Source organism: Methanosarcina sp., from assembly GCF_049706645.1.
In the GTDB taxonomy this organism is placed as follows: Archaea; Halobacteriota; Methanosarcinia; order Methanosarcinales; family Methanosarcinaceae; genus Methanosarcina.
Window position 1 is genome coordinate 91,871 of record NZ_JBNAKP010000008.1, and the last position, 23,896, is coordinate 115,766.

At 45.1% G+C, this 23,896-nt stretch carries 21 protein-coding genes; 11 read left to right on the forward strand and 10 right to left on the reverse strand.

Going from position 1 to position 23,896, the window contains the following annotated elements:
* Positions 1-115: 115 nt before the first annotated feature.
* Both dinB and ACPK8D_RS03285 read left to right on the forward strand, forming a co-directional pair.
* A complete protein-coding gene (gene dinB, locus ACPK8D_RS03280; RefSeq protein WP_424716414.1) occupies positions 116-1,213 on the forward strand; it encodes a DNA polymerase IV in 1,098 nt (365 codons plus the stop codon).
* A gap of 369 nt (positions 1,214-1,582) precedes the next feature.
* Positions 1,583-1,837, forward strand: coding sequence for a protease inhibitor I42 family protein (locus ACPK8D_RS03285; RefSeq protein WP_424716415.1), 255 nt, complete (start codon positions 1,583-1,585; stop codon positions 1,835-1,837).
* A gap of 203 nt (positions 1,838-2,040) precedes the next feature.
* Here ACPK8D_RS03285 and ACPK8D_RS03290 read toward each other — a convergent pair whose 3' ends face one another.
* Positions 2,041-3,945, reverse strand: a complete 1,905-nt coding sequence (locus ACPK8D_RS03290) for a phosphoadenosine phosphosulfate reductase family protein (RefSeq protein ID WP_424716416.1) — start codon at positions 3,943-3,945, stop codon at positions 2,041-2,043.
* Positions 3,946-4,170: 225 nt separating this feature from the next.
* Here ACPK8D_RS03290 and ACPK8D_RS03295 point away from each other — a divergent pair, with 225 nt between their 5' ends.
* The 3 genes from ACPK8D_RS03295 to ACPK8D_RS03305 all read left to right on the forward strand — a co-directional run bounded on the left by ACPK8D_RS03295 (position 4,171) and on the right by ACPK8D_RS03305 (position 5,225).
* Complete coding sequence (locus tag ACPK8D_RS03295; protein WP_424716417.1) at positions 4,171-4,458, forward strand: hypothetical protein; 288 nt, start codon at positions 4,171-4,173, stop codon at positions 4,456-4,458.
* Positions 4,459-4,762: 304 nt separating this feature from the next.
* Positions 4,763-4,966: a hypothetical protein gene (locus ACPK8D_RS03300; protein WP_424716418.1), complete on the forward strand. Its 204-nt coding sequence runs from the start codon at positions 4,763-4,765 to the stop codon at positions 4,964-4,966.
* On the forward strand, positions 4,956-5,225 hold the full coding sequence (locus tag ACPK8D_RS03305; protein WP_424716419.1) for a type II toxin-antitoxin system RelE family toxin: 270 nt from the start codon (positions 4,956-4,958) through the stop codon (positions 5,223-5,225). The genes ACPK8D_RS03300 and ACPK8D_RS03305 overlap by 11 nt, the downstream gene beginning before the upstream one ends.
* Positions 5,226-5,578: 353 nt before the next feature.
* On the opposite strand, the gene ACPK8D_RS03310 is transcribed toward ACPK8D_RS03305, so the two are convergent.
* The 3 genes from ACPK8D_RS03310 to ACPK8D_RS03320 all read right to left on the reverse strand — a co-directional run bounded on the left by ACPK8D_RS03310 (position 5,579) and on the right by ACPK8D_RS03320 (position 6,981).
* A complete protein-coding gene (locus tag ACPK8D_RS03310) occupies positions 5,579-5,821 on the reverse strand; it encodes a hypothetical protein (protein ID WP_424716420.1) in 243 nt (80 codons plus the stop codon).
* 186 nt (positions 5,822-6,007) lie between these two features.
* Entirely contained in the window at positions 6,008-6,202 is a 195-nt protein-coding gene (locus tag ACPK8D_RS03315; RefSeq protein WP_424716421.1) for a hypothetical protein, read from the reverse strand.
* Positions 6,163-6,981 carry a Dna2/Cas4 domain-containing protein gene (locus tag ACPK8D_RS03320; RefSeq protein ID WP_424716422.1) on the reverse strand — a complete coding sequence of 273 codons (819 nt, stop codon included), beginning with the start codon at positions 6,979-6,981 and terminating at the stop codon, positions 6,163-6,165. Before ACPK8D_RS03320 ends, ACPK8D_RS03315 begins: the two co-directional genes overlap by 40 nt.
* A 139-nt stretch (positions 6,982-7,120) precedes the next feature.
* On the opposite strand from ACPK8D_RS03320, the gene ACPK8D_RS03325 reads away from it, so the two are divergent.
* The 5 genes from ACPK8D_RS03325 (at position 7,121) to cyaB (ending at position 11,247) form a co-directional block, all read left to right on the forward strand.
* Positions 7,121-7,861 (forward strand): helix-turn-helix domain-containing protein, encoded by a 741-nt coding sequence (locus ACPK8D_RS03325; RefSeq protein ID WP_424716423.1) that lies wholly within the window; start codon positions 7,121-7,123, stop codon positions 7,859-7,861.
* 48 nt (positions 7,862-7,909) lie between these two features.
* Complete coding sequence (locus ACPK8D_RS03330; RefSeq protein WP_424716424.1) at positions 7,910-8,959, forward strand: hydroxymethylglutaryl-CoA synthase; 1,050 nt, start codon at positions 7,910-7,912, stop codon at positions 8,957-8,959.
* Between the two features lie 16 nt (positions 8,960-8,975).
* Positions 8,976-10,148 carry a thiolase domain-containing protein gene (locus ACPK8D_RS03335; protein ID WP_424716436.1) on the forward strand — a complete coding sequence of 391 codons (1,173 nt, stop codon included), beginning with the start codon at positions 8,976-8,978 and terminating at the stop codon, positions 10,146-10,148.
* Positions 10,149-10,154: 6 nt separating this feature from the next.
* Entirely contained in the window at positions 10,155-10,553 is a 399-nt protein-coding gene (locus ACPK8D_RS03340; protein WP_424716425.1) for a Zn-ribbon domain-containing OB-fold protein, read from the forward strand.
* 160 nt (positions 10,554-10,713) lie between these two features.
* Positions 10,714-11,247: a class IV adenylate cyclase gene (gene cyaB, locus ACPK8D_RS03345; RefSeq protein ID WP_424716437.1), complete on the forward strand. Its 534-nt coding sequence runs from the start codon at positions 10,714-10,716 to the stop codon at positions 11,245-11,247.
* A 551-nt stretch (positions 11,248-11,798) separates the two neighbouring features.
* Here the strand turns inward: cyaB and metG are convergent.
* Positions 11,799-13,922 carry a methionine--tRNA ligase gene (gene metG, locus ACPK8D_RS03350; RefSeq protein WP_424716426.1) on the reverse strand — a complete coding sequence of 708 codons (2,124 nt, stop codon included), beginning with the start codon at positions 13,920-13,922 and terminating at the stop codon, positions 11,799-11,801.
* A gap of 325 nt (positions 13,923-14,247) precedes the next feature.
* Here metG and sppA point away from each other — a divergent pair, with 325 nt between their 5' ends.
* Positions 14,248-15,441 (forward strand): signal peptide peptidase SppA, encoded by a 1,194-nt coding sequence (gene sppA / locus ACPK8D_RS03355; RefSeq protein ID WP_424716427.1) that lies wholly within the window; start codon positions 14,248-14,250, stop codon positions 15,439-15,441.
* 333 nt (positions 15,442-15,774) lie between these two features.
* On the opposite strand, the gene ACPK8D_RS03360 is transcribed toward sppA, so the two are convergent.
* The 5 genes from ACPK8D_RS03360 to purL all read right to left on the reverse strand — a co-directional run bounded on the left by ACPK8D_RS03360 (position 15,775) and on the right by purL (position 23,537).
* Positions 15,775-17,796, reverse strand: coding sequence for a glycoside hydrolase family 15 protein (locus ACPK8D_RS03360; RefSeq protein ID WP_424716428.1), 2,022 nt, complete (start codon positions 17,794-17,796; stop codon positions 15,775-15,777).
* Positions 17,793-18,605 (reverse strand): V4R domain-containing protein, encoded by an 813-nt coding sequence (locus ACPK8D_RS03365; protein ID WP_424716429.1) that lies wholly within the window; start codon positions 18,603-18,605, stop codon positions 17,793-17,795. The genes ACPK8D_RS03360 and ACPK8D_RS03365 overlap by 4 nt, the downstream gene beginning before the upstream one ends.
* 37 nt (positions 18,606-18,642) lie before the next feature.
* Positions 18,643-19,839, reverse strand: a complete 1,197-nt coding sequence (locus ACPK8D_RS03370) for a glycoside hydrolase family 57 protein (RefSeq protein ID WP_424716430.1) — start codon at positions 19,837-19,839, stop codon at positions 18,643-18,645.
* On the reverse strand, positions 19,836-20,972 hold the full coding sequence (locus ACPK8D_RS03375) for a glycoside hydrolase family 57 protein (RefSeq protein ID WP_424716431.1): 1,137 nt from the start codon (positions 20,970-20,972) through the stop codon (positions 19,836-19,838). Before ACPK8D_RS03375 ends, ACPK8D_RS03370 begins: the two co-directional genes overlap by 4 nt.
* A gap of 417 nt (positions 20,973-21,389) precedes the next feature.
* On the reverse strand, positions 21,390-23,537 hold the full coding sequence (gene purL / locus ACPK8D_RS03380; RefSeq protein WP_424716432.1) for a phosphoribosylformylglycinamidine synthase subunit PurL: 2,148 nt from the start codon (positions 23,535-23,537) through the stop codon (positions 21,390-21,392).
* Positions 23,538-23,896 lie beyond the last annotated feature (359 nt).

The window sequence follows — 23,896 nt, forward strand, 5'->3', positions numbered from 1 at the left end:
TACTCTAATTTTTAAACTTTGTGTATTCTTCGCATTATTATCTGACAAATGGATTTTTTATTAATTGTATATAGGATTAGTTAATTATACAAATCTTCCCGGCATATTTTTTTCGATGCAGCGTGTTGTTCTCCATGTGGATATGGACTATTTTTTTGCAGCCATCGAAGAGAGGGAAAACCCTGAACTTCAGGGAAAAGCCGTCGTTGTCTGCATGCTCTCCGGAAGAAGCGGACTGAGTGGGGCTGTAAGTACCTGCAATTATACTGCGCGAGAGTTCGGGATCAGGGCAGGTATGTCCTGTTCGAAGGCTAAAAAGCTGAATCCTGAAGCTGTCTTTCTTCCTGTCAGAAAGGATTTCTACACTTCGGTTTCGGACCGGGTTATGGAAATTCTCAAGAGTTATGCGGATGCCAGGGAGACCGGGGATGCGTTTGAGCAGATCAGCATAGACGAAGCATTCCTGGAAATTACTGAAAAGACAGGTGGAGATTTTAGCCTGGCCTTTGAGGCCGGAATCAGGATTAAGAATGAAATAAAGGATAAAGAGAAGCTGACCTGTTCGGTGGGAATAGGCCCAAATAAGCTCATTGCCAAGATGGCTTCCTCTGTACAGAAACCCGACGGGATTACAGTTATAAGTCCGGACAAACTCGAGAGTTTTCTCTGGCCCCTTAATGTGTCCAAACTCTGGGGGATCGGGGACGTAACTGCAGGAAAACTGCAGGAAATGGGCATAATCACAATAAAAGATCTTGCTGAATACGACGTTATCGACCTGATTTCTAATTTCGGAAAAACCCGGGGAATCTGGCTTAAACAGGCTGCTGCAGGACTCGATGATTCTCCAGTCAAAGAAAGGGAAGGCTCCGAACAGATAGGGAGGATTGCAACCTTGCCTGAGGATACCCTTGACATTAACATTATTTCTCAGTTACTTGACAGGCTGGCAGGGGATGTAATCTTAAAACTCGATTCAAGGGGACTTTCCTTCAGGACTGTAACCGTTACGGTCATAAATTCAAAGTTCAGAATGTACACAAAAAGCCGTACATTAAACCACCCGGCCTATTCAAAGGAAGTCCTTCTTGAGGTGGCTCGCGAAATCCTGGGCGAGTTCCTTTCGGAAAGTCGGACTGAGTTCAGGCGTGTAGGCGTCAGGGTAGGGGAACTCCAGAAAAGAATGGGTCAGAAAAGTCTCTTCGATTATTGAGTTTACCTATTTTGAAGTTTTATGTTTACCTTTATCTGAGGTGCAAAACGATGTTGGCCCCTAACAGTAATTATATTTCCAAATAGCTTATTCATACTTCTTCGGCTTCAGTTCGGGGAATCTAATGTTGCATTTCTTCTTTTCTGTCAACCTCAAAAAGCTTCTTTTTTCATAAAATTTATCAAACAAGAAATGTAATAATAATATGAGTTATATTTCTATGAGCTATATCTCAAAATTGCATCCATGACCTGAATTTCTACTCCCATATTTTCAACTGTGGCTATTTTTATTTTAGATTTTTGTCAGAATGTGTAAATTGGGATAGGAAAGGACGTCTGCAGACAGTGACGGTTAGGAGAAGATTGTATGATTAAAAAACCGTTTACCATCCAGTTTCCGGAAAACCCAGTCAGCGGGTTTAGCTGGGATATCGCAACCAGTAACGGACTGCAGGTAATGAGGGACAGGTTCGTTCCTGAGGACGAGGGAAAAATTGGCAGCGGCGGGTACCACGTATGGGATATTCAGGTTACTTGCCAGGGAAGTCAAAAGCTCACGGGTACATACCGCAGGGGTAAGCAGATAGCAAGTTGTTTTGAAATTATTATTGATGCTGAGTAATACTCCTGATCCTCCGAAGTTCCCATGCCCTGCTAAGGGCACCTTCTCCGGCAAAGACAGATCTGCCCGACTTTGCCGGAGGCTCATTTTATTTTCTTTTCAGATTTTCTAAGTTCTTCTACTACCCCATCTCCTTCATCTGTTCTTTCCTTTAGCCTTTTTTTGCAAATTGTTCCTGTTCTAATTCGCGGCAACTGAAAAGATTATATAAATTTAACAAGCGGGCAGACTTCGATACATGCACCGCAGTGAATGCAGCTTTCTTTAATCCTTACCTTTTTTTCTTTCATTTCAATCGCATTGTGTTCACAGTGCCCCACGCAAACTCCACATCCCTGGCAGAGTAGAGCCCTTCTTACCGAGAACTCAATAACTCTCATAAGCTTTTTTAGCATTCTCTCATTGTCACTTCTCCCGTTAACATTTCCAGATGCAAAAACCTGCGCCCTGGATTCTCCGAAGGCGACCGACGCAGCACCTTCTATAAAAGAAACCTTTCCGATCGGGGAAAGCATTCCGCTTTCTTCCATGGTCTCTATGTCGATTGCCTGCCCGAAACTTCCGTCTGCAGACATTCCTCCAGCCTTGCAGGGCCTGTATCCGGTTGCCACTTCAAAATGGAGTTCTTTTGGAGCTTCCTGGGACGGGAGAAGGGAAATCCCTTTCTTCTCGGCAAGTGTCTGGAGAACCCGGGGATACCGCTTGTAGCGCCATAAGCCGTACTTTACCCACTCAGCAGAGAGACCCATTTTTTCGGCATAGGCAAGAAGATGGGAGTTGAGCTTTTTTGCAAGTTCGGGATGGCTTTCTTCGAGCTGGAAGAAGTCGGCAAGCGAGGAAGACGGACAGAGCCAGCATCCCATCCTGTCATATCCTTTCTCATAAGCCGGATTGTAGGGGGCTTTTGTTCTGAAAAGATAAAGCCAGATATGAAGGGCTGTCCATTCCTGTATAGGGGAGGCTCCTACCTGGTTTCCAACCCAGGGGTTTTTCCAGACTTTCTTGCTGATTGAGCGGGCGTGAGATTCGTACTGGCGCTGCCCTATGAAACTCAGGCACCCTCCTTCGTAGTTCTCATCAATTAACCGGGCAATTGGCCCGAGCTTGCAAATCTTGCAGCACCAGCGGGTATCCATGGTAGGAGGGCCAAAAACGCTTATCGAGTCCCAGAATGAGTCTCCTGCACCCGCAGTCCTGAGCGTTTTCCCGTAATGTTCAGCAACCTGCTTGACGTTCTCAAGGGTTTCCGGAAACTCAAGTCCGGTATCTGCGAACATGATCTCATAATCATCAAGACTCTCATCAACAAGCTGGAGCACGGCAAGGCTATCCTTTCCCCCTGAATAGGATACGCTTACCTCCATATTCATGCTCCCTGCTACGTTTTTGATGAAGGCGTGGGATTTTTCTATCATGCCGTCCAGGATTTTCTCGTTGGCTTTCACAGAATCTTCCCAGTTCTGGCCAGCAGAATTTATTTTTTGAGGCTCTGGCTCTCCACTCCAGCGCGGTTTTACGGCATTACCGCGTTTTTCCTCACACATTTCCTTTCCTGCCATTCGGGCACGCCCGCAGCAGATTACTTCTCCTGCAGGATTCAGCACAACTACCTCGTTTTCTCTTTTGATTTCGGGATCGGCATCAAGAACGCCAGGCGTCAGGACACTTGCTCCCTTTTCCAGAATAAAAGGTACAACTGCCTGCTCGATAACAACCCATTTTTTCAGGGCTTTTCTATCCCTGCCCTGGAAAAGCCTTCTTGCCCCTTCGAGCCTGGGAAGCAGGACCCATTCACAGCTCTCGATTTCAAACCTGAGAGATGCAAGCACTTCCCCGTCAACTATGATTTCATCCATGCGGTCTTCATACGGAGCTTTATTTAGCACTACAAGGTGCCCTTCGGGTATAAGGGACGCATTGAATTGTTTTTCAGAAACAGCGTTTATGCGTTTTATATCATAATCAAAAGCCGGACGGATATCCCCAGGCGGGGTGACCTCAACTTTTTTTGTACTTTTGCCGCATCCGCACCGTTTTCCCAGTAAAGGCACATTACAGGCCTCGCACCAGTGCAGAAGCATTTTGCCAAGATATGCTGGTCTGGACATGTCATGCAGATTGAGAGAGGTTCCCCTTTAAAAGGTTTTGGCTCAAACTTTTTTTGAAAAAGTTTGATCAAAATCAACTTGAAAGGTTTGGCTTTCATCCCAGGCTTTTTACAAAAAAGCTTGATCAAAGATCCATTTGAAAGGTTTTATCTTCCGATACGTTTCGAGATCAATAGTTAAATTATATACACTAAAACGAGAAACATGAGATATTGGGGGAATTTAATGGTAATTATAAAAGAAATTGATCCTGCCGAATTCGGAAAAACTCTTTTGATCGTTCACGGGACAATGGGTCTCGTTTTCGGATTCTTCACAACAATTGCCACTTTTATGGGGGTTTCGATGCCAAAAAGATTTGGGATTTTTTCCCTGATCTTCGGGAGGCAGGCTGTATTCAGCTTACCGCTATTTTACGGAGTCTCGGGTTATCTTATAGGGCGTATCGCAGCTGGCTTGTACAATACTGTAATTGGCTCGAAAAAAGGGCTCAGAGTTGAGGTTTTACGCTAAAAATACGGACTTTATATCAAAAATTAAAAACCGAAGCTTCGCATCTCTGTAATTCGCCTTTTTCTGTTTTTTCTTCCTTTTTTGGTGCACTGTCGTGAATTTGCTGTAAATTTGAAGTCATTTTTTGTGTGCCAAGGAGAAAATCGTCACACTGCCGGTTTTTCTCCATTTCCTTACTTTTTGTGCTTTCATTAGAATATTTTCGAAAAATGTATACTTTTGACTTACCCTTTAATATTTTTTGAAACCATTAGTTCGCTCTGTTTTTTGAACATTTAAAGTTATAAATACTATGATAGCTATAATGGTTATTATGTCCGAAACTACAACCATACAGATTTCCAAAGACACTCGTGATGAGTTAAAAAACATTGGGAAAATGGGTGATGACTACAATACCGTTATACGAAAATTGATCCATGAACACAACTGCAATAAACTTATAGACGAAGGCGATAGGCTCATAAGAGAACATCGTGACGAGTTCGTGAGCATCGATGACCTTTAAAGTTCTGATCCACCCCAAGGTCTTCGAAAAGGTTCCCATAGATCGTAGGGATCAAATAAAAGAGGCACTTCAAGAACTAAAAGACCCCTTTCCAGGGGGAAACAAAAAAGAAGTAAAAGGAAGTAACAAAACAGTTTATAGGCTTCGCGTAGGCGATTTTCGCATTTTATACGAAATTGATTTTGAACGAAGCGAAGTTCTTGTTTTTAATATAATAACGGCTGAACAGGCGCATAAGAAGTACAATCGTTTTAAATAATCCTAAACTCTTTTTCCTCACTTACCCTTTCTTATTTTTCTTCTATAGGTTTCCTGCCGTGTCACATCATATAGCGTTTGCATTTTTTGAAATCATCGCCGTCGCAGCGTTTTTTCTTCTCACTTTCTTATGGATAGTATTCTACTTGAAGGGCTATACAACGTTTTTCGAGTTTTTCTGGTTGTATTGTTATCAATACACCATCTACCATTTTCCCAACTGGCCTGGTTGGTCTTTTATAATAATTACACGGTATTTTAACGTCTCGTGTTACTTTTCTATGCGATAATTTAGGCTTCTTTTCTTTCTTCGAGACGATTAGAAAATTTGTTGTCAGGAGAGCCCTTTTGTGATTACAGCATCATTCTTACGAGAATGGCTGTAACCATGATGAGCTCTAAAAGCTCCTTCGGTTCAAATTCTATCTTCGTAATTCCACACTCCGAAGTTTTATATGCTTTTTTCTTCGAAGCATTAACATGCGCTTTTAGCTTTGTGCTTATAGCGTCTTCATGCGTTTCTTCCTGTCTCTTTTTAGCTCTCGTTTCTTTTTTTGCTTTCATTTGTATTTGTTCGACAGCTACACAATGAGACATTCAGGACTCCTTGGAGCAAAGTTTAGAAAAAGCAATGGGAGTATTAAATTTGTTCAAAAAGACTCCGGAATCTTCAGAAACTTACTTTTCTCCTTCGTGAATAAGCGGATCGGCATTTATCACTACATGTCTCTTTTCTGGGGTTCGAAGTCTCAAAAGGCTGATTACAGTTTTTTACATAACTTCTTAATCAGGGTTCCCTCTTCCTTTCCAGTGTGCGTTTTTCCTGGCTTCCTGGCTGGCTTTTCTTCTCTTCTCCGGTGTTCTCTTGAGTTCTGAAGGTGTAGGGGTAAGGACTCCGAAGTCAAACTCATTCTGGTAATTTTCAAATTTATGCCGTTTCAGAAAAACTTCGACATAAGGGACGAATCTGAAGTACAATGCTGTAAAAAATTGCATTCTTTACAGAATTTCTCTTCTTTTCTCTCGGGCATGAGTCCGGCTTTAATTTTCTCTACCTCCCTGCAGGTTTTGAGAATTTCCCGCCTATCCGAACTTCGAACAACCACCCTTCGGAGCAGGCCGTAACTCACATATTCAACAAAGGCAAAGGGAATTTCTTTCCCATTCTCGGCTTCAAGAAGCAGCACAAGAGCTGCGGCATGCATCCGGTCAGAAGCCCATACACCCTGCTCAGGGCAGCTTCCCGGCTTTAAGATTGACGGAACCTGCACGCCTTCAAAGCAAACAAGTTTGGAGGGAACACCTTTAAGGTTGAGTCTTTCTGAAGAAAGAAACGGCTCGGCTTTAACAGGCGTGAGTGCCGCAAGCATGGGCTCTTTCCCATATTCTTCAAGTGCTCCCAGGAGATTGGCTGCAATTTCGGGAATTTTAGCTCTCGCCCGCGCTTCTCCTTCCTCAAGAATCTCCCTTGTAACCTCTGCAAGTTCCCGCGGAAACAGGAGCGGCAGATCTGTACACGCCTGTGCCAGGGAAATTTCAAGCTCTTTACGGAGGGTATCGGCGTTTAACGAACACTTTCTCAAAATTTCAGGGTAAGTCAGGGAGAGTTCTTTCAGGATCATTCTCTCGAGCCTTTGCCCATTCATTTCTGGAAACAGCTCAAAGCCCCGATTGACAAAGTATATCTTTCGTGGGCAGCTGGCATACAGAAGAAGATCTGAGACGTTTATCTCCGGATTGGGTGATTCGGCTGGCATCAGATAATATTTCTTTTACAAATGTTATATATTTTTTCGAAAGTACTCGCCGTAATTCAATACAGATGTTCTGCGACAATTGCCGAACTCATATTCGTTAGATATATATGGTAATGTTTCCTCTTAGAGTACGTGAGTCATGACATCTAATGAATCCTCAGAAAATCTGCGCAACCGTCTAGCGGAAAAAATGGCTGGAGATATCACTCTTTCGGAAAAACCGGGAGAGTCACTCAAAAAATGGAGATCGAATTTCGAGATATCCCAGACCGATATTGCAAATTACCTTAAGGTTTCCCCTTCTGTTATTAGCGATTATGAAAGCGGGAGGCGTAAGTCTCCAGGGACACTGATTATCAAGAAAATTGTGGAGTCTCTTCTTGAAATTGACGTTGATAGGGGAGGCAAAAAGATTCATGCTTATGAGTCAATACTTAACGCCGAAAGCAGTACAAAGTCAATCTACTCAACGTACGAGTATACCCTCCCTATACAGCTTGCTAAACTGGTCAATCTTATTGAAGGAGAGATTGTCTACAAAGGAATTGAGAGGCCGCTTTATGGTTTCTCCATTGTTGACAGCCAGAGGGCAATCCTGGAACTTTCCTCCCACGAGTTCCAGAAGCTTTATGGCTGGAGTACGGATCGGGCTATGGTCTTTACGAAGGTCAGTACCGGGAAATCCCCAATGGTAGCCATCCGGGTTACCAACCTTAAGCCCGGCGCTGTGGTACTCCACGGGCTTCGAAAAGAAGAGGTAGAACCCGTTGTAATCAAAATGGCTGAAGTCGACCGCATTCCACTGGTCGCAACTACAATGGACCTTGACCAGATTGTCCAGTTATTGAAAAAATACAGTCAATATTATGCCAGGGAATAAACTCTCTAAGAACTGATGCCCTGAAAAACTCAAAAACAGGTGAAAATAATGACTATTGGAATAGTATCCTACGGTGCTTATGTCCCCCGATACCGTATAAAAATCGAAGAAATCGCTCGGCTCTGGGGTGATAACGCAGAGGCTCTTAAAAAAGGCCTCATGGTATATGAAAAATCCGTGCCTGATATCGATGAAGACACAGCAACTATAGCTGTGGAAGCAGCAAGATACGCGATGGCAAGAAGCGGGGTCGACTCAGGCCGGATCGGGGCAGTATACACTGGTTCGGAGAGTCATCCCTATGCCGTTAAGCCGACAAGCACAATTGTTGCGCAGGCTATAGGAGCGACCCCGGATATGACTGCAGCAGACTTTGAATTCGCATGTAAGGCCGGTACAGCCGCAGTTCAGGCCTGTATGGGATTGGTGGGCTCGGGAATGATTGACCTTGGTATGGCCATAGGGGCAGACGTTTCCCAGGGAGCTCCAAGTGATGCCCTTGAATACACGGCAGCTGCAGGTGGAGTTGCCTGTCTCATCGGGAGAAAAGAATCCGAGCTTGCTGCAATAATTGAAGACACTTACTCCTTTACAACTGACACCCCTGACTTCTGGAGAAGGGAAGGAATGCCCTATCCTGAGCATGGAGGCCGTTTTACTGGAGAACCGGGTTACTTCAAGCACGTAACCAATGGCGCAAAAGGTCTTATGGAAAAACTAGGGACGAAGCCTGTTGATTACGATTATGCAGTCTTCCACCAGCCAAACGGGAAATTCCCTACCAAAGCTGCAAAAACCCTGGGTTTCACTAAGGCCCAGATTGCTCCCGGGCTTGTAGTTCCAAAAATCGGGAACACGTACTCAGGTTCATGTCTTATGGGAATTGCCGCGACTCTGGATCAGGCAAAACCTGGGGACAGGATTTTTGCAACTGCCTTCGGGTCAGGTGCAGGGTCTGACGCTTTCAGCATAACAGTTACAGACAGGATCGAGGAAATCCGAAACAGAGCTCCGACGGTTTCCGAGCTGATTAAGGACCCTATATATATCGACTACGCCAGGTATGCCAGACATAAAGGCAAGATTCGCCTGGCCTGAAAACGGAGTGAGTATAATGAGAGATGTAGCAATTGTCGGAGTAAAAAACACTAAGTTCGGAGAACTCTGGGAGCGTTCCCTGAGGGACATAGTGGTAGAAGCCGGAATAGGAGCAATTGAAGACGCAGGTGTTAGCGGAAAAGAAATCGATGCTCTTTATGTAGGAAATATGAGCGGAGGCCGCTTCATTGAGCAGGAGCACATAGGGGCTCTTATTGCGGATTACTCGGGGCTTTCCAGGAACCTGCACGTTCCCGCGACCAGAGTGGAAGCTGCCTGTGCTTCGGGCGGGCTTGCCCTGCGGCAGGCTATCATGGCTGTAGCTTCCGGTTATAGTGATATCGTGGTTGCAGCGGGAGCAGAGAAAATGACTGATGTCGGGTCTGAAGAGGCATCTTCAGCTCTTGCGGCAGCAGCTGACCGGGAATGGGAAGGTATGGCAGGGGCAACTTTCCCCGGACTTTATGCAATGATTGCAAAGCTGCACATGCACAGGTACGGGACTACCAGCGAACAGCTTGCCGAGGTTGCCGTAAAGAACCATAAAAACGGATGTCTAAACCCAATTGCCCAGTACAAAAATGCAATTACTGTTGAAAATGTGCTGAATTCCATTATGGTAGCCGATCCTTTGCATATTTTTGACTGTTCTCCCATAACGGACGGGGCTTCAGCCCTTGTGCTTGCTCCTGCGGATATTGCCCACAAATATACCGATACTCCCATTTTTATCAGGGCAACTGCTCAGGCAAGTGATACGATTGCGCTTCACGACCGACGCGATCTAACAACCCTGGATGCAAGCGTAGTGGCTGGAGAGCGGGCATATTCCATGGCAAAATTGAAGCCTGAGGATATTGACCTTGTGGAAGTGCATGACTGCTTTACCATTGCCGAGATTTGCGCAATCGAGGACCTCGGGTTTGCAGAAAAAGGCAAAGGCGGAATTGTCACGGCAAACGGAGAAACCGCAATAGGAGGCAGGATTCCTGTCAACACGTCCGGCGGTCTCAAAGCCTGTGGACATCCAGTAGGAGCAACAGGCATAAAACAGGCCGTAGAAATCACGACCCAGCTGCGCGGGGAAGCAGGCAAGCGCCAGGTCGAAGGCGCAAAGTACGGCATGACCCACAATGTCGGAGGGTCAGGCGCAACAGCAGTAGTGCATATCTTTTCGAGGGAGAGGTGATATTCGATGTCTTCCGTTCCAAGATTCTGGAGAAGCCTCGGCAGCAGGTATAATCTTGAAGGTACCCGCTGTAAAGAATGCGGGGAACATTTCTATCCCCCGCGCAATGTTTGCGTAAACTGCAGGCGTGAAGGCCAGATTGAGCCCTTCAAGTTCAAAGGCACTGGCGAAATCGTAACATATACATTAATCCACACAGCTGCAGAAGGTTTTGAAAATCAGTCCCCTTACACCCTTGCAATAATCCAGCTGGATGAAGGGCCCCGTCTGACATCTCAGGTTGTCGGTGAGCCCGAAAGGATGCATATAGGAATGAGGGTAAGACCCGTATTCCGCAAGCTCGGTGAAGACGGCGAACGCGGTATGATTTACTACGGCACCAAGTTTGTCCCTGCAGATACGTAATAGGATCAATAAAGATCCACAATAAGATCCGGATCTTCCGGGTTCCATTTTTTTTCTTCGATTAATTAAGCTAGTTCTTAAGTGAATTTCTAGCAAGCAAACATTTAGTTTTAAGTATTTAACAAATCTTAACCGAATTTAACTGGAGATGCCTGGAAATATGATCGAAATCGAGGTCAAGGTCAGACTAGAGCATTCGAAAGCCCGCTCCATCCTTAAAACGATAGGAGCAGTACAGCTCGGGGTTGAGAGCCAGTCCGATATCTATTTTGCAGCTCCTTACAGGGATTTTGCTAAAACCGACGAAGCGCTCAGGATCCGTTCACTGGACGGCAAGGCTGTCCTGACCTATAAAGGCCCCAAACTCGATAGCGTTTCCAAAACCCGAAAAGAATTCGAAACTCCTGTAGACGAGGCCACCACAACACAAATCCTGCATGCCCTAGGCTTCTCGGAAGCCGGAGTAGTCCGCAAAAAAAGAGAAGTTTTCAGCGCAGGAGAGATAACCGTTTGCCTTGATGCCGTCGAAAGCCTTGGAGAATTTCTTGAAGTAGAAATCGTGGCTGAAAACGAAAAAGAACTTGAAACTTCAAGGGCAAAGTTATTTGAATTGCTAAAACAGTTTGGCGCCGGGGAAAAAGATTCTATTCGGACTTCTTACCTTGAAATGGTGCTGGAAAAATATAAAGATTAATTTCTGATTGATGCTTCTATCTTACATTTAGCAGTTAAACATTACAAATCGTAATACTTTTTCCTGACGCTTTTTTTGAATGTTCACTAACTGTATATTAGGTTCAAAGCTGGTTAACTTGTGGCTATTAATATGCGTTTGTGCCAATTGTCATCGTATAATTCACAGAAGAAAGGATTCAGTCCTCTCGTTACAAGAGTTGCAGGAATTACTATTAGCCAACAAATAACCAAAATATAGTCGGTTTAAAAAATGAGCATGCTCTTTGTGTCGCAAGAAAGCACAGCCACAAAACGCCTTTCAAGAGTTAATTTGAACGGCTGCGCCACCGCAACTTGATTTAGAAAATTTCTACAAACCCCAAAGTAAAATTAAATAGAACTTATGCACCTGATGTACAGTATTCTTTTCAAAACTGCCTTTTCATCCTTTTTTACTCACTTCTACTTTTTATGGGAGGCGCCGCCAGATAAACTGGCGGGGTCATCCTGTAAGGTGTAGATTAAAGGCGGTTCTGAATCAGTAAAAGTATTTTTCATCCGGAGGGTGTTTCAGCATATCCTGGAACCGGGTTTTATTTCTTTGTCCGGAGTCAGGGCTGCTACGATTTCCATGCCGTCGTCGGCTGCAAGCATCATGCCGTTTGATTCCACTCCGCAGAGTTTTGCAGGTTTCAGGTTGGCGAGTACGATTACACGTTTCCCTACAAGTTCTTCAGGAGTGTAATACGAAGCCATGCCCGCAACAAGCTGCCTTGGCTTTTCTTCGCCTATATCCACTTCAATCCTGAGAAGTTTTTTGGACTTTTTCACGGGTTCGGCAAGTAAAACCTTTCCTACGCGGATATCGAGTTTTGCAAAATCTTCGTACTCGATCGTGGGGAGGATTTCTCTCGGCTCGGGGGTTTCGGCTTCGACTTTTTCCGATTTTGCGGCTTCTTCTGCAGTGCCCATTCCTTCGGATTTGGAGGGTTCTTTTTCTTCTCCTTTTCCTGCGGCTTTCTTAGCATCGGCGGCTTTTACCCTCTGGTTTGCGATCTCTTCCATTTCCCCGATCCTGTCATCTTCGAGTTTGGTGAAAAGGATCTGGGGTTTTGCAAGCTTTGTGCCTACTTTTATGGGCACGAGAGCTTCATCATACGGGATAGTATGCAGGTCTCCTTCCTGCCCTAGCTCTTTCCAGGCGGTCTCCATGGTTTCCGGGATCACGGGCTCAAAAATAAGGCTGAGGGCTTTTGCCAGGTGGAGGCAGTTATAAAGCACATGTCCGCAGGCTGCCTTATCCTGTTTTATCAGGCTCCAGGGTTCGTGGGACTGGAAGTAAGTGTTTCCGAAAGATGCAAGAGCCATTGCAGAATCAACGGCTTTTTTGAACTCGTATTCTGCCATTGCTGTTTTTACTTCTTTTAAAGCCTTTTCTATTTCTTCCTTTACTTCAGGTTCGAGTTCTCCGGCTGGAACTTCCCCGTAGTTCTTGAAAGCGAAAAGCATTGTCCGGTACAGGAAATTTCCCAGTACGGCCACAAGTTCGGTATTGATCTTTTCCTGAAGCACGCGCCAGGAGAAATTCAGCTCCTTTGTGTGGGAAGTATAACTTGCCAGATAATACCTCAGGAGATCGGGATGGAAACCGTGGTCAAGGTAATCTTCTCCGACCCAGACCACATAGCCCCGGGTCTTGGAAAACTTTTTGTCTTCGATTTTGACCATGCCTGAAGCTACGACAGCCGTAGGTACTGAGTAATCCGCACCTCTAAGCATTGCCGGCCAGAAGATACAGTGGTGATAGGTAATGTCCCCTCCTATGAAATGGACAATTTCCCCATCGTTTTTCCAGTATTTTTCCCAGGAATTCCCGGCTTTTGCAGCCCACTCCTCGGTAAAAGCGATATATCCTATAGGGGCATCTACCCAGACATAGACCACGAGATCATCATGTCCGGGGAATTTAACTCCCCATTCCAGGTTCCGGGTAATGCACCAGTCCGTAAGCCCCTGCTTTACCCAGCCCAGTGCATAGTTTCTGGCATTTATGGTTCCGCCAAGATCATTTGAGAGATAGTCCATGAGGTAATCGCTGAATTCGGAAAGCTTGAAAAAGAAATGCTCCTGCTGCCTGTATTCGGCAGGCCCTCCGCAGATAGTGCAGACAGGGCTCTGAAGTTCTCCGGGCTCGAGGTGTTTTCCGCATCCCTGATCGCATTCGTCTCCTCTTGCAATTTCACCGCAGTGGGGACAGGAACCTTCTACATAGCGGTCAGGGAGAAAACGGTTACATTTCGGGCAATAGGCAATTTCAATGGTTTTTGGGTACACGTAGTCTTTTTCAATCAGCCTGTTGACAATATCCAGGGTCCTGTTGTGATTCTCAGGATCATCCGTTGTCCCAAAAGCATCAAAGTAAACGCCAAGCTGCTTGAAAGTCTCGTCAAAATGTTTGTGGTATATCTCTACAAGCTCTTTAGGGGTGATTCCGAGTTCTTCGGCGTTTACGACAATTGGGGTGCCGTGAGTGTCCGAGCCGCAGACAAAGGTAACGTCCCTCCCCTCCTTTCGCAGGGAACGGGCAAAAATATCAGCGGGCACGTAGGTCCGGAGATGCCCGATATGAGCCTTGCCGTTAGCATAAGGCAGGCCACAGGTGACAAGTACGGGTTTACTGGATGATTCTGGCATTCTTATCTCCATATATTTTTTGTGAATATATTCCTCTTCGACGATTGCAACTCTAAAATATATTTCGCTTACTGTGTTTTACAAGGTAACCTATTTGAGGGATAGTTAATAATCCTATATAAAGAAGGGTGGAATGAGAGACAGATAAATAATAGCTCCGACAATTCAGGCTGCTAAGCAAATTCTATTGCCCGTATGCTTCTGCAGGTTCTCCTTTCTGCATTGCCGGTTACCGTAATATATCTGCTCTCTTAATTATAAATTTCAACGACGCTCAAGACCGCAGATTAAAGCGACGAATCTAAGATATACGGTCCTATAAGATATGAACGATAAAAGCACAAATCCTGAAGACACGAACTCAGAGGAGTTATCTGGAGATGAGAACTTGCAAAGCAGTTCTCACGATGGAAGAGAGAACTTCAACCCTGATAAAGGAGCTTACGGTACGAGCGATAACTCCTCAGGTCGTAACTCCTCAGTTCCAGACTTTGCCCCTGATGTTTCGGGAAAAAAAGGTGATCAGGGAGCTTCCTTTGGAAATAAAGAAATCGAAAACAAGAGTCTAAGCATGAATTCCAATCTGTCTCCACAGAAAAAAAAACGTAGCCTGATACCCTACCTGCTGGTAGTACTGGCTCTGATTACCGTTATACTGGTGAGTATTGCAGCGATTTCCTTCAGTTTCGGTGCAGGAGGGGACCTGGGGAGTTCTGAGAAGGTGGCAGTTATCTATATCCAGGGCACCATACTCTCCGGAAATGTTCCTGCAGGGCTTGGCTATGCGACTTCTGAAGAGATTTCCGAAAATATCCGCAAGGCTGCGGCAGACGGCGGAGTCAGGGCAATTGTGCTTCGAATTAACAGTCCTGGGGGATCTCCTGCAGCAGCGCAGGAAATTGTAAGAGAAATTGAAAAAGCCAGGGCAAAAGGAATTCCTATTGTTGTGTCTATGGGGGATCTTGCAACCAGTGCTGCATATTATATCTCTGCGCCGACTGATTATATTATTGCAAACCCTTCAACGAATACCGGATCTATAGGAGTTATCTGGGTCTTCCAGAATATGTCTGCCTCTTATCAGGAAGAAGGTGTAGATCATTACATTGCAAAGTCCGGAGAATTAAAGGACATGGGAAGTACCTGGAGAGGGCTTACTGATGAGGAAAAAGAGTACGCTGATGCTGTGGTTATGGAAAGCTATGAGGATTTCATAACCGAGGTTTCCGAAGGACGTAACATGTCCAGAAGTGAAGTAAAAGAGCTTGCCGACGGCCGAATATACACCGGAGCCAGGGCAAAAGAGCTTGGGCTTGTGGATGGCTTTGGAAATCTTTATGATGCAGTTGACAAAGCTGCGGAACTCGGAGGAATTGAAGGGGAACCAAGAATCGAATATATGAACAGGGCAACTCTCTCAAGGCTGCTTCTGGGTTCGGGTTCCGGAGGATCTAACGAGACCGCTGAGCAGTTTGTCAGTTACTTTGAAGAAAACCCATATGGAAAAATCCTTGCCTGAAACCGCTTAAAAGCATATAACCTTAAAAAGGAATCCATGTAACAGGCAAATAACTCAATTACAGAAAAATTAAGAAATCCCTAATTTCCTTTTTCCTTTCTCTTTTTCTCCTTTTTTCCTTTCTCTTTTTCTCCTTTTTTCCTTTCCCTACCCTTTCCCCTTTTCTTTTCCTTTTCCTTTTCAATTTTTTAACTTTTCTTACGACTTTTATTCATATTTTTAACTTTTCTTACGACTTTTATTCATAATTTCTATTTTCGCCCTTACACTTCAATTCTTCTTTCCAATTGCTTTTCAGTTCTTTCCGTTGTTATTTTTTAATTCTCTTTTTCCTTAGCTTTCCTTTGAATCCCCGGCTTTTCTCTTGCAGATTTTGTCCAGCAGCAGAATATTATCAAGCATCAGAGATTCGCTCCATCCGAGAGGGATTGCCCAGGCAGGTTTGCCTGTGGACTGGTCCACCTGTTCCGGGAGAAGTCCTGTACTGGTTGCTCCGGCAAGAACCCATTTAAGACATTTAATTCCTTCACCGGTTAGCTTTTTTACGTGCTCATCATACTTTTCTTCTTTCTCACGGGGAATCTCATGCGTGGGGGCAAACATTGATTTTTCATAGGGGAGGTCAAGGGCAAGGGCAAACATTGCTTCCGAAAGCCAGAGAGTTGTTACTACCCACGGGTTTCCGTTCATGTAACTGTCATTCTCATACCTTTTAATACCGTAATTGAGATTGATGGGTACTGAGAGTTTTTTCTGAATATTCTCTATCATAAACTGGATCATGTCCCTCTCTATGGGCTCTTTCGGAGACAGCATTCCAAAGGGAATATAAGTGCCTAGAATGCTTGCATCAATGGTTTTGTCCAGTTTCTCGTTAATAACTCCTTTTGCAAAATAGCCTTCCTGAAGCCAGAAACGATCAATCGTAGCCTGTTTGATGAACTCTGCCCTCTTTTTCCAGCGCCTTGCCATGCCAGCTTCCCCGTTTTCTTCAGCCAGGTGGGAAGCGCCCATGAGCCCGGCATAGATTGAAGCATTCGTATATGTGAAAATTCCGTAGTAAGTCTCCCAGAGATCCATACAGCTTTCATGAATTCCTGACTTTGTCCGCTTCATCAGGTATTCGGCAGCCCTGAGTATGGAAACCCAGACCTCTTCGAGAAACTCGGCTTTTTTCAGGCCTTCGAGAATCTTGTAATAAACATCCATAGCATAGAGCGTGGATCCGGTTTCATCTATCTGAGTCGAATAATCAAAATTGCCCCAGGAAGGAGCTATGTCCCCATTGAGCCAGTAGCGTTGAAACCATGAGCCATCAGGGAGTTGAGTCCGAATACACCACTTGAAAAAAGTGTCACAGTATTCCGGATATCCGGAATGCTTTAGTGCGAGCACGATTTCTGAAGTATCTCGATTCCAGCAGAAGCCGTAACCTCCGCATTTCTCGAAATTGGAATCAAATTCCGGAGCAGCCACAAAGGATCCATATTCGTGGTCATTAAGGAGATAAAGCACAAGAAGAGCCCGGTTATAGGCATTAAACAGTTCCTGGCGCAGGTTATCGTACCCCTCGATCCCTGGCATTTTGAGCACCTGTTTTCTGGAAAGCCACATAACCCAGTGTTCCCGCGTCTTTTCGAAAATATATTCCAGAGGCAGTTTTGAGAGCTCGTGCATTCTCTTATACAGGAGGCGTCTGGAAGATGCAGCTCCTATCAGGATAACAAACTCGTTTGCCCCATCCGCCTCAAGTTCAAGGTCCCAGCCAGCCGCGTTATTAATATTCCCTATATCTTCTTTATTGCCCTGGAGTTTTCCGTCTTCCATATCGTATTTGGAATTCGTCCACCATATGGTATCCATTGCCTTTCCTATCTGCCACTCTGTAAACTCTGGCAGGGAATACATTCCTAAATAATAGTTTTGCCAGTACTGTACAAGCAAACGAGCATCGGTATCGCAAAAGCCGGAGTTTTTCTTGGAGGTCTCCCCTACATTAAAATTCGAATAATAGAAGAATTTTCCTGAAATTTTTTTCTGGGACTGAACCTTAAACCTGCGGATGAGAACAGGCACGTCGGGATGTACAAGGTCAAGAATGGAAATCCGGATGCCTGAATCATGATAAAGTTTTGTGGATACGATATTGGTGTCCTCAATATAATTCTGAATGCAGTGCCAATCGTTGTCGTTTGTCCAGAGAAGTTTTTCTCCTGTATGGATACAGGCGACGGATTCTTCAACGTGCTGAGCATGGTCTCTGCGGGGGTAAAAAAAGCCTAAGATCTCCCCCTTTTTCCCCATTGTTACAAGCAGTTCCTCATTTCCGAGAATGACGTTGGGTTGCCTTATCACCGTGTCTCCCCTCTCATCTGGTATTCCTGGCTTGTACCGCCGGAAGGCGCCGGCGAGATTATATGTTCGCAGACCTTCTTTCCTGTAGCTTTACAGCTTACCTCCCTCACACTTATGTTTTTCCCGAAATATTCGGTCAGGTAACCTGCAAAATAGCCACTCATAAAGGCGCAAACTGGCTGGTCCGACCCTCCGTAAACATCAGCTATAAACGAGTCCTTCACAATGATTTTTCCTTCAAAGGTCGCTGGATCACATTCAATTTCCAGAATTCCCCAACCCACAGCCCTATAGAGTTCCGCAAGCACGCTTGCAAAATTACTATCATTAAGGTTCAGAATACTCTTAAAATATTTTGCTGAGTGAATCCCACCCTTAAGTCCTGAAATTGTGAGAAGTCCTTCGGCATGCGGCGCATTCTGGTTGAAAGTTTTAATGATATCAACAATGGTAAGTGCCCTTGCCGCAACTCCCCTGACTCCTACAACATTGAGAGGAAAGTCCATGGCATAAATCATCCCGTACTTTGAAATTCCATATTCTACCTCGCTTACGACCTCAAGTTCCTTTATTTTCCGGGCGAAGCTCTCTGGATCGACATCTTTATTAAGTTCGATAAATACTGAGTATTCTCCTGTTGTTTTTTGTGTAATGTTATCCAGATGGCCAAACATGACGAATGCATTCTCTTTTTCCAGAAAATCGATTATTGAGGATAAAGATCCGGGTTCTTTCAAATAAATAATTTTAAACCATACGATCTGAGAGCTCTCATTGAAGCCTGCAAACATAAATAAGTCTCTTACCATGTACTCTACTCCCATGAATTAGTATGTGTACATCTAATTAAACTATTGAGTTAAGTTTCCTGAATACCTGCGCTTTGAAGTCCATAAGTACGGCCATGAAATTAACCGCTGCGTCGTAGGGTGTGGAGTGGACACTGAAATACGAATGTACATCCCCGTCTCCTAGCCACTTGGTACACATGTAGTAATAGTGGTCCGAGGTAAGCATGTGCTTCCATATACGCAGGATCTCAGGATCCCCGGTCTTCCTTACAAAGGGTTCAAGCAGTTTTATCTCTTCAAAGCAGCGCCTTTGCATGTCGTTGCCAAGCCATGCGCTGGTATCACGTTCCATATCAGCCCAGGAAATTGTGGAAAAATCCTCGATATTTATTTCGGCTACAGGCGAGTATTTTTCGACAAGCTCGAGAGGGGTGTTGAAATTAAGGTGAGTCTTGAGCACTTCTTCGGGCAGCTTTCTCAGGAAGGCAAATATTCCGGTTTCTTCCCATTGATGCTCCCCGAAGGTCTCATAGTCCATAAAGATATTAATACAATCTTCATTAATCCCTGAAGCCCATGAGGCCCATTTTTCCGCAGTCAGAGGATATCCTTCCCACCACCTTGCTGAAAATCGGTAACCTATATCGTCACTCAGCTTATAGTTCCTGAAAATAATGGGAAGTCCCGAACCTTTTGCCCTGTAAAGCATGTTGGGAGACCTTCCATCAAGCATATGATCCGCGCCTTCAGTAAGGATCGCCCTGTACCCGAGATCGGAAACAAGCTTTGCTATTGTATTATTGTAAAGCAGTTCGGTATTTCGGAATACCTGAGGTTTAACTCCCAGAAGGTCAGACAGAAGTTCTCTGTGTTCTTTTATCTCCTCAACAAATTCGGTTTTGTCTTCAAAAAGGCTTGAAAGGGAGTGATAAAAGGTTTCGTCCAGGAATTCCACTGCTCCGGTTTCCGCCATCTGTCGGAAGCCTTCGAGCACATCTTTTTCCCAGAGTTCGCATTGTTCGAGCAGGGTTCCGGTAACAGAAAGAGAAAACCTGAAATTCCCTTTATGCTCGTCAAGAGAGTCCAGGAGTACCCTGTTTGCAGGAACGTAGCATTTCCGGGCTACTCTCTCAAAGATCTCCTTGTTGCTTCTCTCATCAAAATAGCGGAAAAAACCTGATCGGTCATCAGGCCAGAACCTGCGCAGTCTAAACGGTTGATGCGCCTGGAAATACATACAAACCGAGGTCATGCTCCCTCCTCCAGCACAGCTCTCCTGAAATCGGACAGGATGGAAAAATAATTTATAGCCCTTTCATAGCCTTCCCTGATATTTCCAGGATTCATGGAAAAAAAGATTTCGCTCTGCTGGAGGTAACCGAATACCTGTTTAAGTTTCCGATAATCCTTATTTTCTTTAAGCCCTGAGAGTTCTTCTCCAACTCTGACCAGTTCTCGCAGGTAAAGCTGTTGAGCATGATTTCCTACTGCGTTATGCATCCCATAACGGATTGTCTGTTCGGTTCCCAGCGTAGGAAGCTTTAAGGGTTCAAATCTCTTCAAAGCCTCTGCAGGCGTGAACATCTCAATGCCCCTGGCTTTGAGGGTCTCTGGAAACGTCCGGATAAAGTCGGCTATCAGACTTTTATTTCTATAATGAAGGCAGAGATTTGCATAATTAAAATAAAGAGTCAGCACGTCACCTTCCATGCTGGCAATCCAGTCCGCGAACTTTTCCGGAATAAGAGGATATCCTTGCCAGTCTTTTTCCGAAAAGCGCAGCTCAAGGTCCTCGCTAAGGTTTATATGCCTTAGCAGAGTCGGAAGATGATTTTCAAAAACATATACAGGCTCGTATCCATTCATAAGGTTCCTGGACCCCTCGGCGATAAGACACTTAAAACCAAGATCGGTAAGAATTCTTCCTGCCTTTTCAGTATATAGAAGCTCTGTGTTTACAAATGTCTCGGGGGTAATCCCAAACAATTCCTGAAGCGTTTCCCTGTACATGAGCACTTCCTCCTTAAACCAGGAAAGGTCCGGGTACAGCGAACTCAGGGAATGATAACCGCAGCTCCCTGTGAATTCCACGCTTCCGGTTTCCCCAAGTTCGCGGAATGACTCGAGAAGTTCGGGATCCCATCGACACTGTTCCAGAAACGGCCCGGATAGATCAAAGGAATATTTCCCTCCCCTTTCCACGGATTCCAGAATCAGGTCATTAAGGCGTAGAAACTGCCGGCTTGTTTTTAAAAATTTTGAAAAAATATTGTTCCGGTCAAAATACCGGTCCATTTCAGGCACCCCGGAAAAACCCTCTACAGGCCAGTACCACTTGGGACTGTAAGGCAGATGCACTCCCATACAGATGCATACAGCTTTCATAACAAAGTAATCTAGTGCGGAAACCTACTAAAAACTATTGTTTATTTAGCTTAACTCAAAACTATTTTTATGTCAAACCCGGACTTGCAAGAAATTAGAAAAAACTAAAGATAGGATAATTCAGGGGTTAAAAAGATCAGTTTAGATTAAAGACAGCTTAAAAGGTAAGATGGGATGGGCTCCCACCTAAATTGGAAGCAAAGAAAATCTCGTACCCAGAACAAGACCTGCGCGGAAAAGCCGCAGCCCTGTAAGTTCTTTTGCCTGAGTGAAGGCGTTGAGCCGCAACCGTTGAGCCGTTTGATCACGCCGTTGCCAGGGGTTTTTCGATCAAACCTTTTTTGAAAAGGTTTGTGATCACGCCGTCACGCCGTTTTCGATCAAACCTCTTCAGAAAAGAAGCGGAACTCGGTAGGTTCAGCCAATCATAAACCTTGTAAGGCTGCCATACGCATCGGAGATTTCTTTGAGGGAGAGGGAAATCTCGAAATCTTTTCCTTTAACGTTAAGTGAACTGCCTCCGACGTTGCCGATTATGATATAAGGTACGTTTTTGAGAATTTCCAGTACAGGTTCTGGCTCGCATGTAGCAAGCAGAGCTCTTGCAGGAGCTTCTGAGAATAGCAGCTCATCAGCTTTCATTTCTGCAACTTCACTCAGGTCTACCTCTGCACCGGCGTTTTTACACATCCTTGCAAGCCCGGCAGCAATTCCTCCAAGGGAAAGGTCATGGGCCGAACTGAGTTTTCCACTCCTTACAGCTTCGATCACGGCTTTTACCATTTCCGGGGCATTTTTCGGGACCGGAGGAACTTTTCCGGCATTCGGAGCTCCGAGACAGGCATAATATTCGGAACCTCCCATGTCCGCAGTTGTTTCTCCCACCAAGATAATGGTATCTCCGGATTTTGCAAAAAAGCCTGAAGGGAGAGGAGTTTCAAGGTCGACTTTCCCTATCATTCCTATTGAGGGGGTTGGGAGAATTGCAGTCTTGAACTCATCGCTTTCGTTATACAGAGAAACATTTCCTCCAACGACCGGGATTGAGAGCTCCCTGGCCCCGTCTCCAAGCCCAAGCACGGCGTTTTTAAATTGCCAGTAAATTTCCGGGCGATCGGGGTTTCCAAAGTTCAGGCAGTTTACAATTGCAAGCCCGTCAGCACCTTTTACTGCAAGGTTCATGGCATTTTCAATGATTGCGGTCTTTCCCCCGTTGTAGGGATCAAGAAGGGTAGCTCTTGGCTGGCAGCCGCAGGAAAGCGCGATTCCTCTTTTATCCGTAATTCTGAGCACGCCAGAGTCTTCTCCGGGTTTGGCAACGGTTCTCAACTGGACTTCGTGGTCATATTGCCTGTAGATCCATTCTTTTGAGGAAATATTATACGAAGACAGGATTTTCAGGAAAGCTGCTTTCAGGTCTTCCGGAGTTTCGGGTGCTTTACTTTCTTCAACCTGGGGAATGGGGGCTACTGAGGGTTTTTCGCAGGTCGGAGCTCCACCTGTCAGTAAAGCTATTGGAATGTCAGCAACAATTTCCCCTTTAAACTCAACTGTATAATTTGGTTCCTCTGTCAGATACCCTACTACAGCCCCATTAAGGTCATATTTTGCTACCAGAGCAAGTACGGCATCGACATCTTCAGGAGATACTTCAAAGAGCATGCGTTCCTGAGATTCTGCAAGCAAGATTTCATAAGCGTTCATATTGGGTTCGCGCTGGGGCACTGTATCTGTAATGATCCGGGCTCCAAGCCCGCCCTTTGCAGCCAGTTCCGAGCTTGCTCCTCCAAGACCGGCGGCTCCGAGGTCTTTGCAGGATTTTACGTAGCCTTTCTCCATGGCTTCCAGAGTCATTTCGATTACAAGCTTTTCAGTATAAGGGTCTCCCACCTGGACACTTGGGCGGTCTTCGGCCTCGGCTGACTCAGAAAGGTCCCTGGAGGCAAAGGAAGCCCCTCCAAGTCCGTCTCTTCCTGTGCTTGAGCCTGCAAGCACAAGCCTGTTTCCAGCCTTCTGGGAGCGGGCAGTTATAATATCTTCTTCCCGACAGAGTCCTACTGCAACCACATTTACAAGAGGGTTTCCACTGTATTTTCGGTCAAAAAAAGTCTCACCGTTAACCACAGGCACTCCTATGCAGTTTCCGTATCCTGCAATTCCTTTAATTATCTGCTCAAAAAGGAAAAGGTTCTTTGGAGTGTCCAGAGGCCCGAAATAGAGGGGATCCATGAGAGCGATAGGGCGGGCTCCCATGGAGATTATATCCCGTACGATGCCTCCTATACCTGTAGCAGCCCCGTTGTAGGGATCGACATAAGAAGGGTGATTATGGCTTTCCATACCTATTGTAAGCACGTATCCATCTTCGAATCTAATAACTGCAGCATCGTCTCCGGGGCCGATAATTACGTTTTCGCCCGTAGTAGTAAAAGTTTTCAGGAGAGGAGCGCTTGAGCGGTAGGAACAGTGTTCGCTCCACAGGTTTAAAAAACAGCCCTGTTCTACCAGGGTGGGCTCTCGCCCTAGTTCTTTTTTAATGATCTTAAGGTCTTCTTCAGGTAACATTGCCTTGCCTCTGATGCTTAATCCTTTTTGGATACCGAAGCTTTGGTTTTTCTATAGTTAATTCCTTTAAATCCAGCATTTTCGTTATTAGCATTAACAGTATATGCCGACATAAAGGGATAAGGATTAGATAAATATTTCTGACACCCGAATTGCGCCTCGGGAGTACGCCCCGAATTGCGCCTCGGGAGTACGCTGCCCTTTTCGCTCACTTCGTTCGCTCAAGAGGGCTAATTTATAGAGCTCGTCCCAAAACCAGGTTTTTCCTAAATTAATGAAAGTTTCAGAATTATTTTCCATGAGGAAACCCTATTGATAGTTCAAAATTCGAGATTTAGAGATCCAATTTTGAGTTTTGG

Bases quoted from the DNA above. Each gene is read 5' to 3' on its own strand.
- ACPK8D_RS03370 (WP_424716430.1), bottom strand. From the start codon at position 19,839: ATGACCTCGGTTTGTATGTATTTCCAGGCGCATCAACCGTTTAGACTG.
- sppA (WP_424716427.1), top strand. From the start codon at position 14,248: ATGAACGATAAAAGCACAAATCCTGAAGACACGAACTCAGAGGAGTTA.
- dinB (WP_424716414.1), top strand. From the start codon at position 116: ATGCAGCGTGTTGTTCTCCATGTGGATATGGACTATTTTTTTGCAGCC.
- metG (WP_424716426.1), bottom strand. From the start codon at position 13,922: ATGCCAGAATCATCCAGTAAACCCGTACTTGTCACCTGTGGCCTGCCT.
- purL (WP_424716432.1), bottom strand. From the start codon at position 23,537: ATGTTACCTGAAGAAGACCTTAAGATCATTAAAAAAGAACTAGGGCGA.
- ACPK8D_RS03340 (WP_424716425.1), top strand. From the start codon at position 10,155: ATGTCTTCCGTTCCAAGATTCTGGAGAAGCCTCGGCAGCAGGTATAAT.
- cyaB (WP_424716437.1), top strand. From the start codon at position 10,714: ATGATCGAAATCGAGGTCAAGGTCAGACTAGAGCATTCGAAAGCCCGC.
- ACPK8D_RS03375 (WP_424716431.1), bottom strand. From the start codon at position 20,972: ATGAAAGCTGTATGCATCTGTATGGGAGTGCATCTGCCTTACAGTCCC.
- ACPK8D_RS03310 (WP_424716420.1), bottom strand. From the start codon at position 5,821: ATGTCTCATTGTGTAGCTGTCGAACAAATACAAATGAAAGCAAAAAAA.
- ACPK8D_RS03365 (WP_424716429.1), bottom strand. From the start codon at position 18,605: ATGGTAAGAGACTTATTTATGTTTGCAGGCTTCAATGAGAGCTCTCAG.
- ACPK8D_RS03295 (WP_424716417.1), top strand. From the start codon at position 4,171: ATGGTAATTATAAAAGAAATTGATCCTGCCGAATTCGGAAAAACTCTT.
- ACPK8D_RS03290 (WP_424716416.1), bottom strand. From the start codon at position 3,945: ATGTCCAGACCAGCATATCTTGGCAAAATGCTTCTGCACTGGTGCGAG.
- ACPK8D_RS03330 (WP_424716424.1), top strand. From the start codon at position 7,910: ATGACTATTGGAATAGTATCCTACGGTGCTTATGTCCCCCGATACCGT.
- ACPK8D_RS03305 (WP_424716419.1), top strand. From the start codon at position 4,956: ATGACCTTTAAAGTTCTGATCCACCCCAAGGTCTTCGAAAAGGTTCCC.
- ACPK8D_RS03300 (WP_424716418.1), top strand. From the start codon at position 4,763: ATGGTTATTATGTCCGAAACTACAACCATACAGATTTCCAAAGACACT.
- ACPK8D_RS03325 (WP_424716423.1), top strand. From the start codon at position 7,121: ATGACATCTAATGAATCCTCAGAAAATCTGCGCAACCGTCTAGCGGAA.
- ACPK8D_RS03335 (WP_424716436.1), top strand. From the start codon at position 8,976: ATGAGAGATGTAGCAATTGTCGGAGTAAAAAACACTAAGTTCGGAGAA.
- ACPK8D_RS03285 (WP_424716415.1), top strand. From the start codon at position 1,583: ATGATTAAAAAACCGTTTACCATCCAGTTTCCGGAAAACCCAGTCAGC.
- ACPK8D_RS03320 (WP_424716422.1), bottom strand. From the start codon at position 6,981: ATGCCAGCCGAATCACCCAATCCGGAGATAAACGTCTCAGATCTTCTT.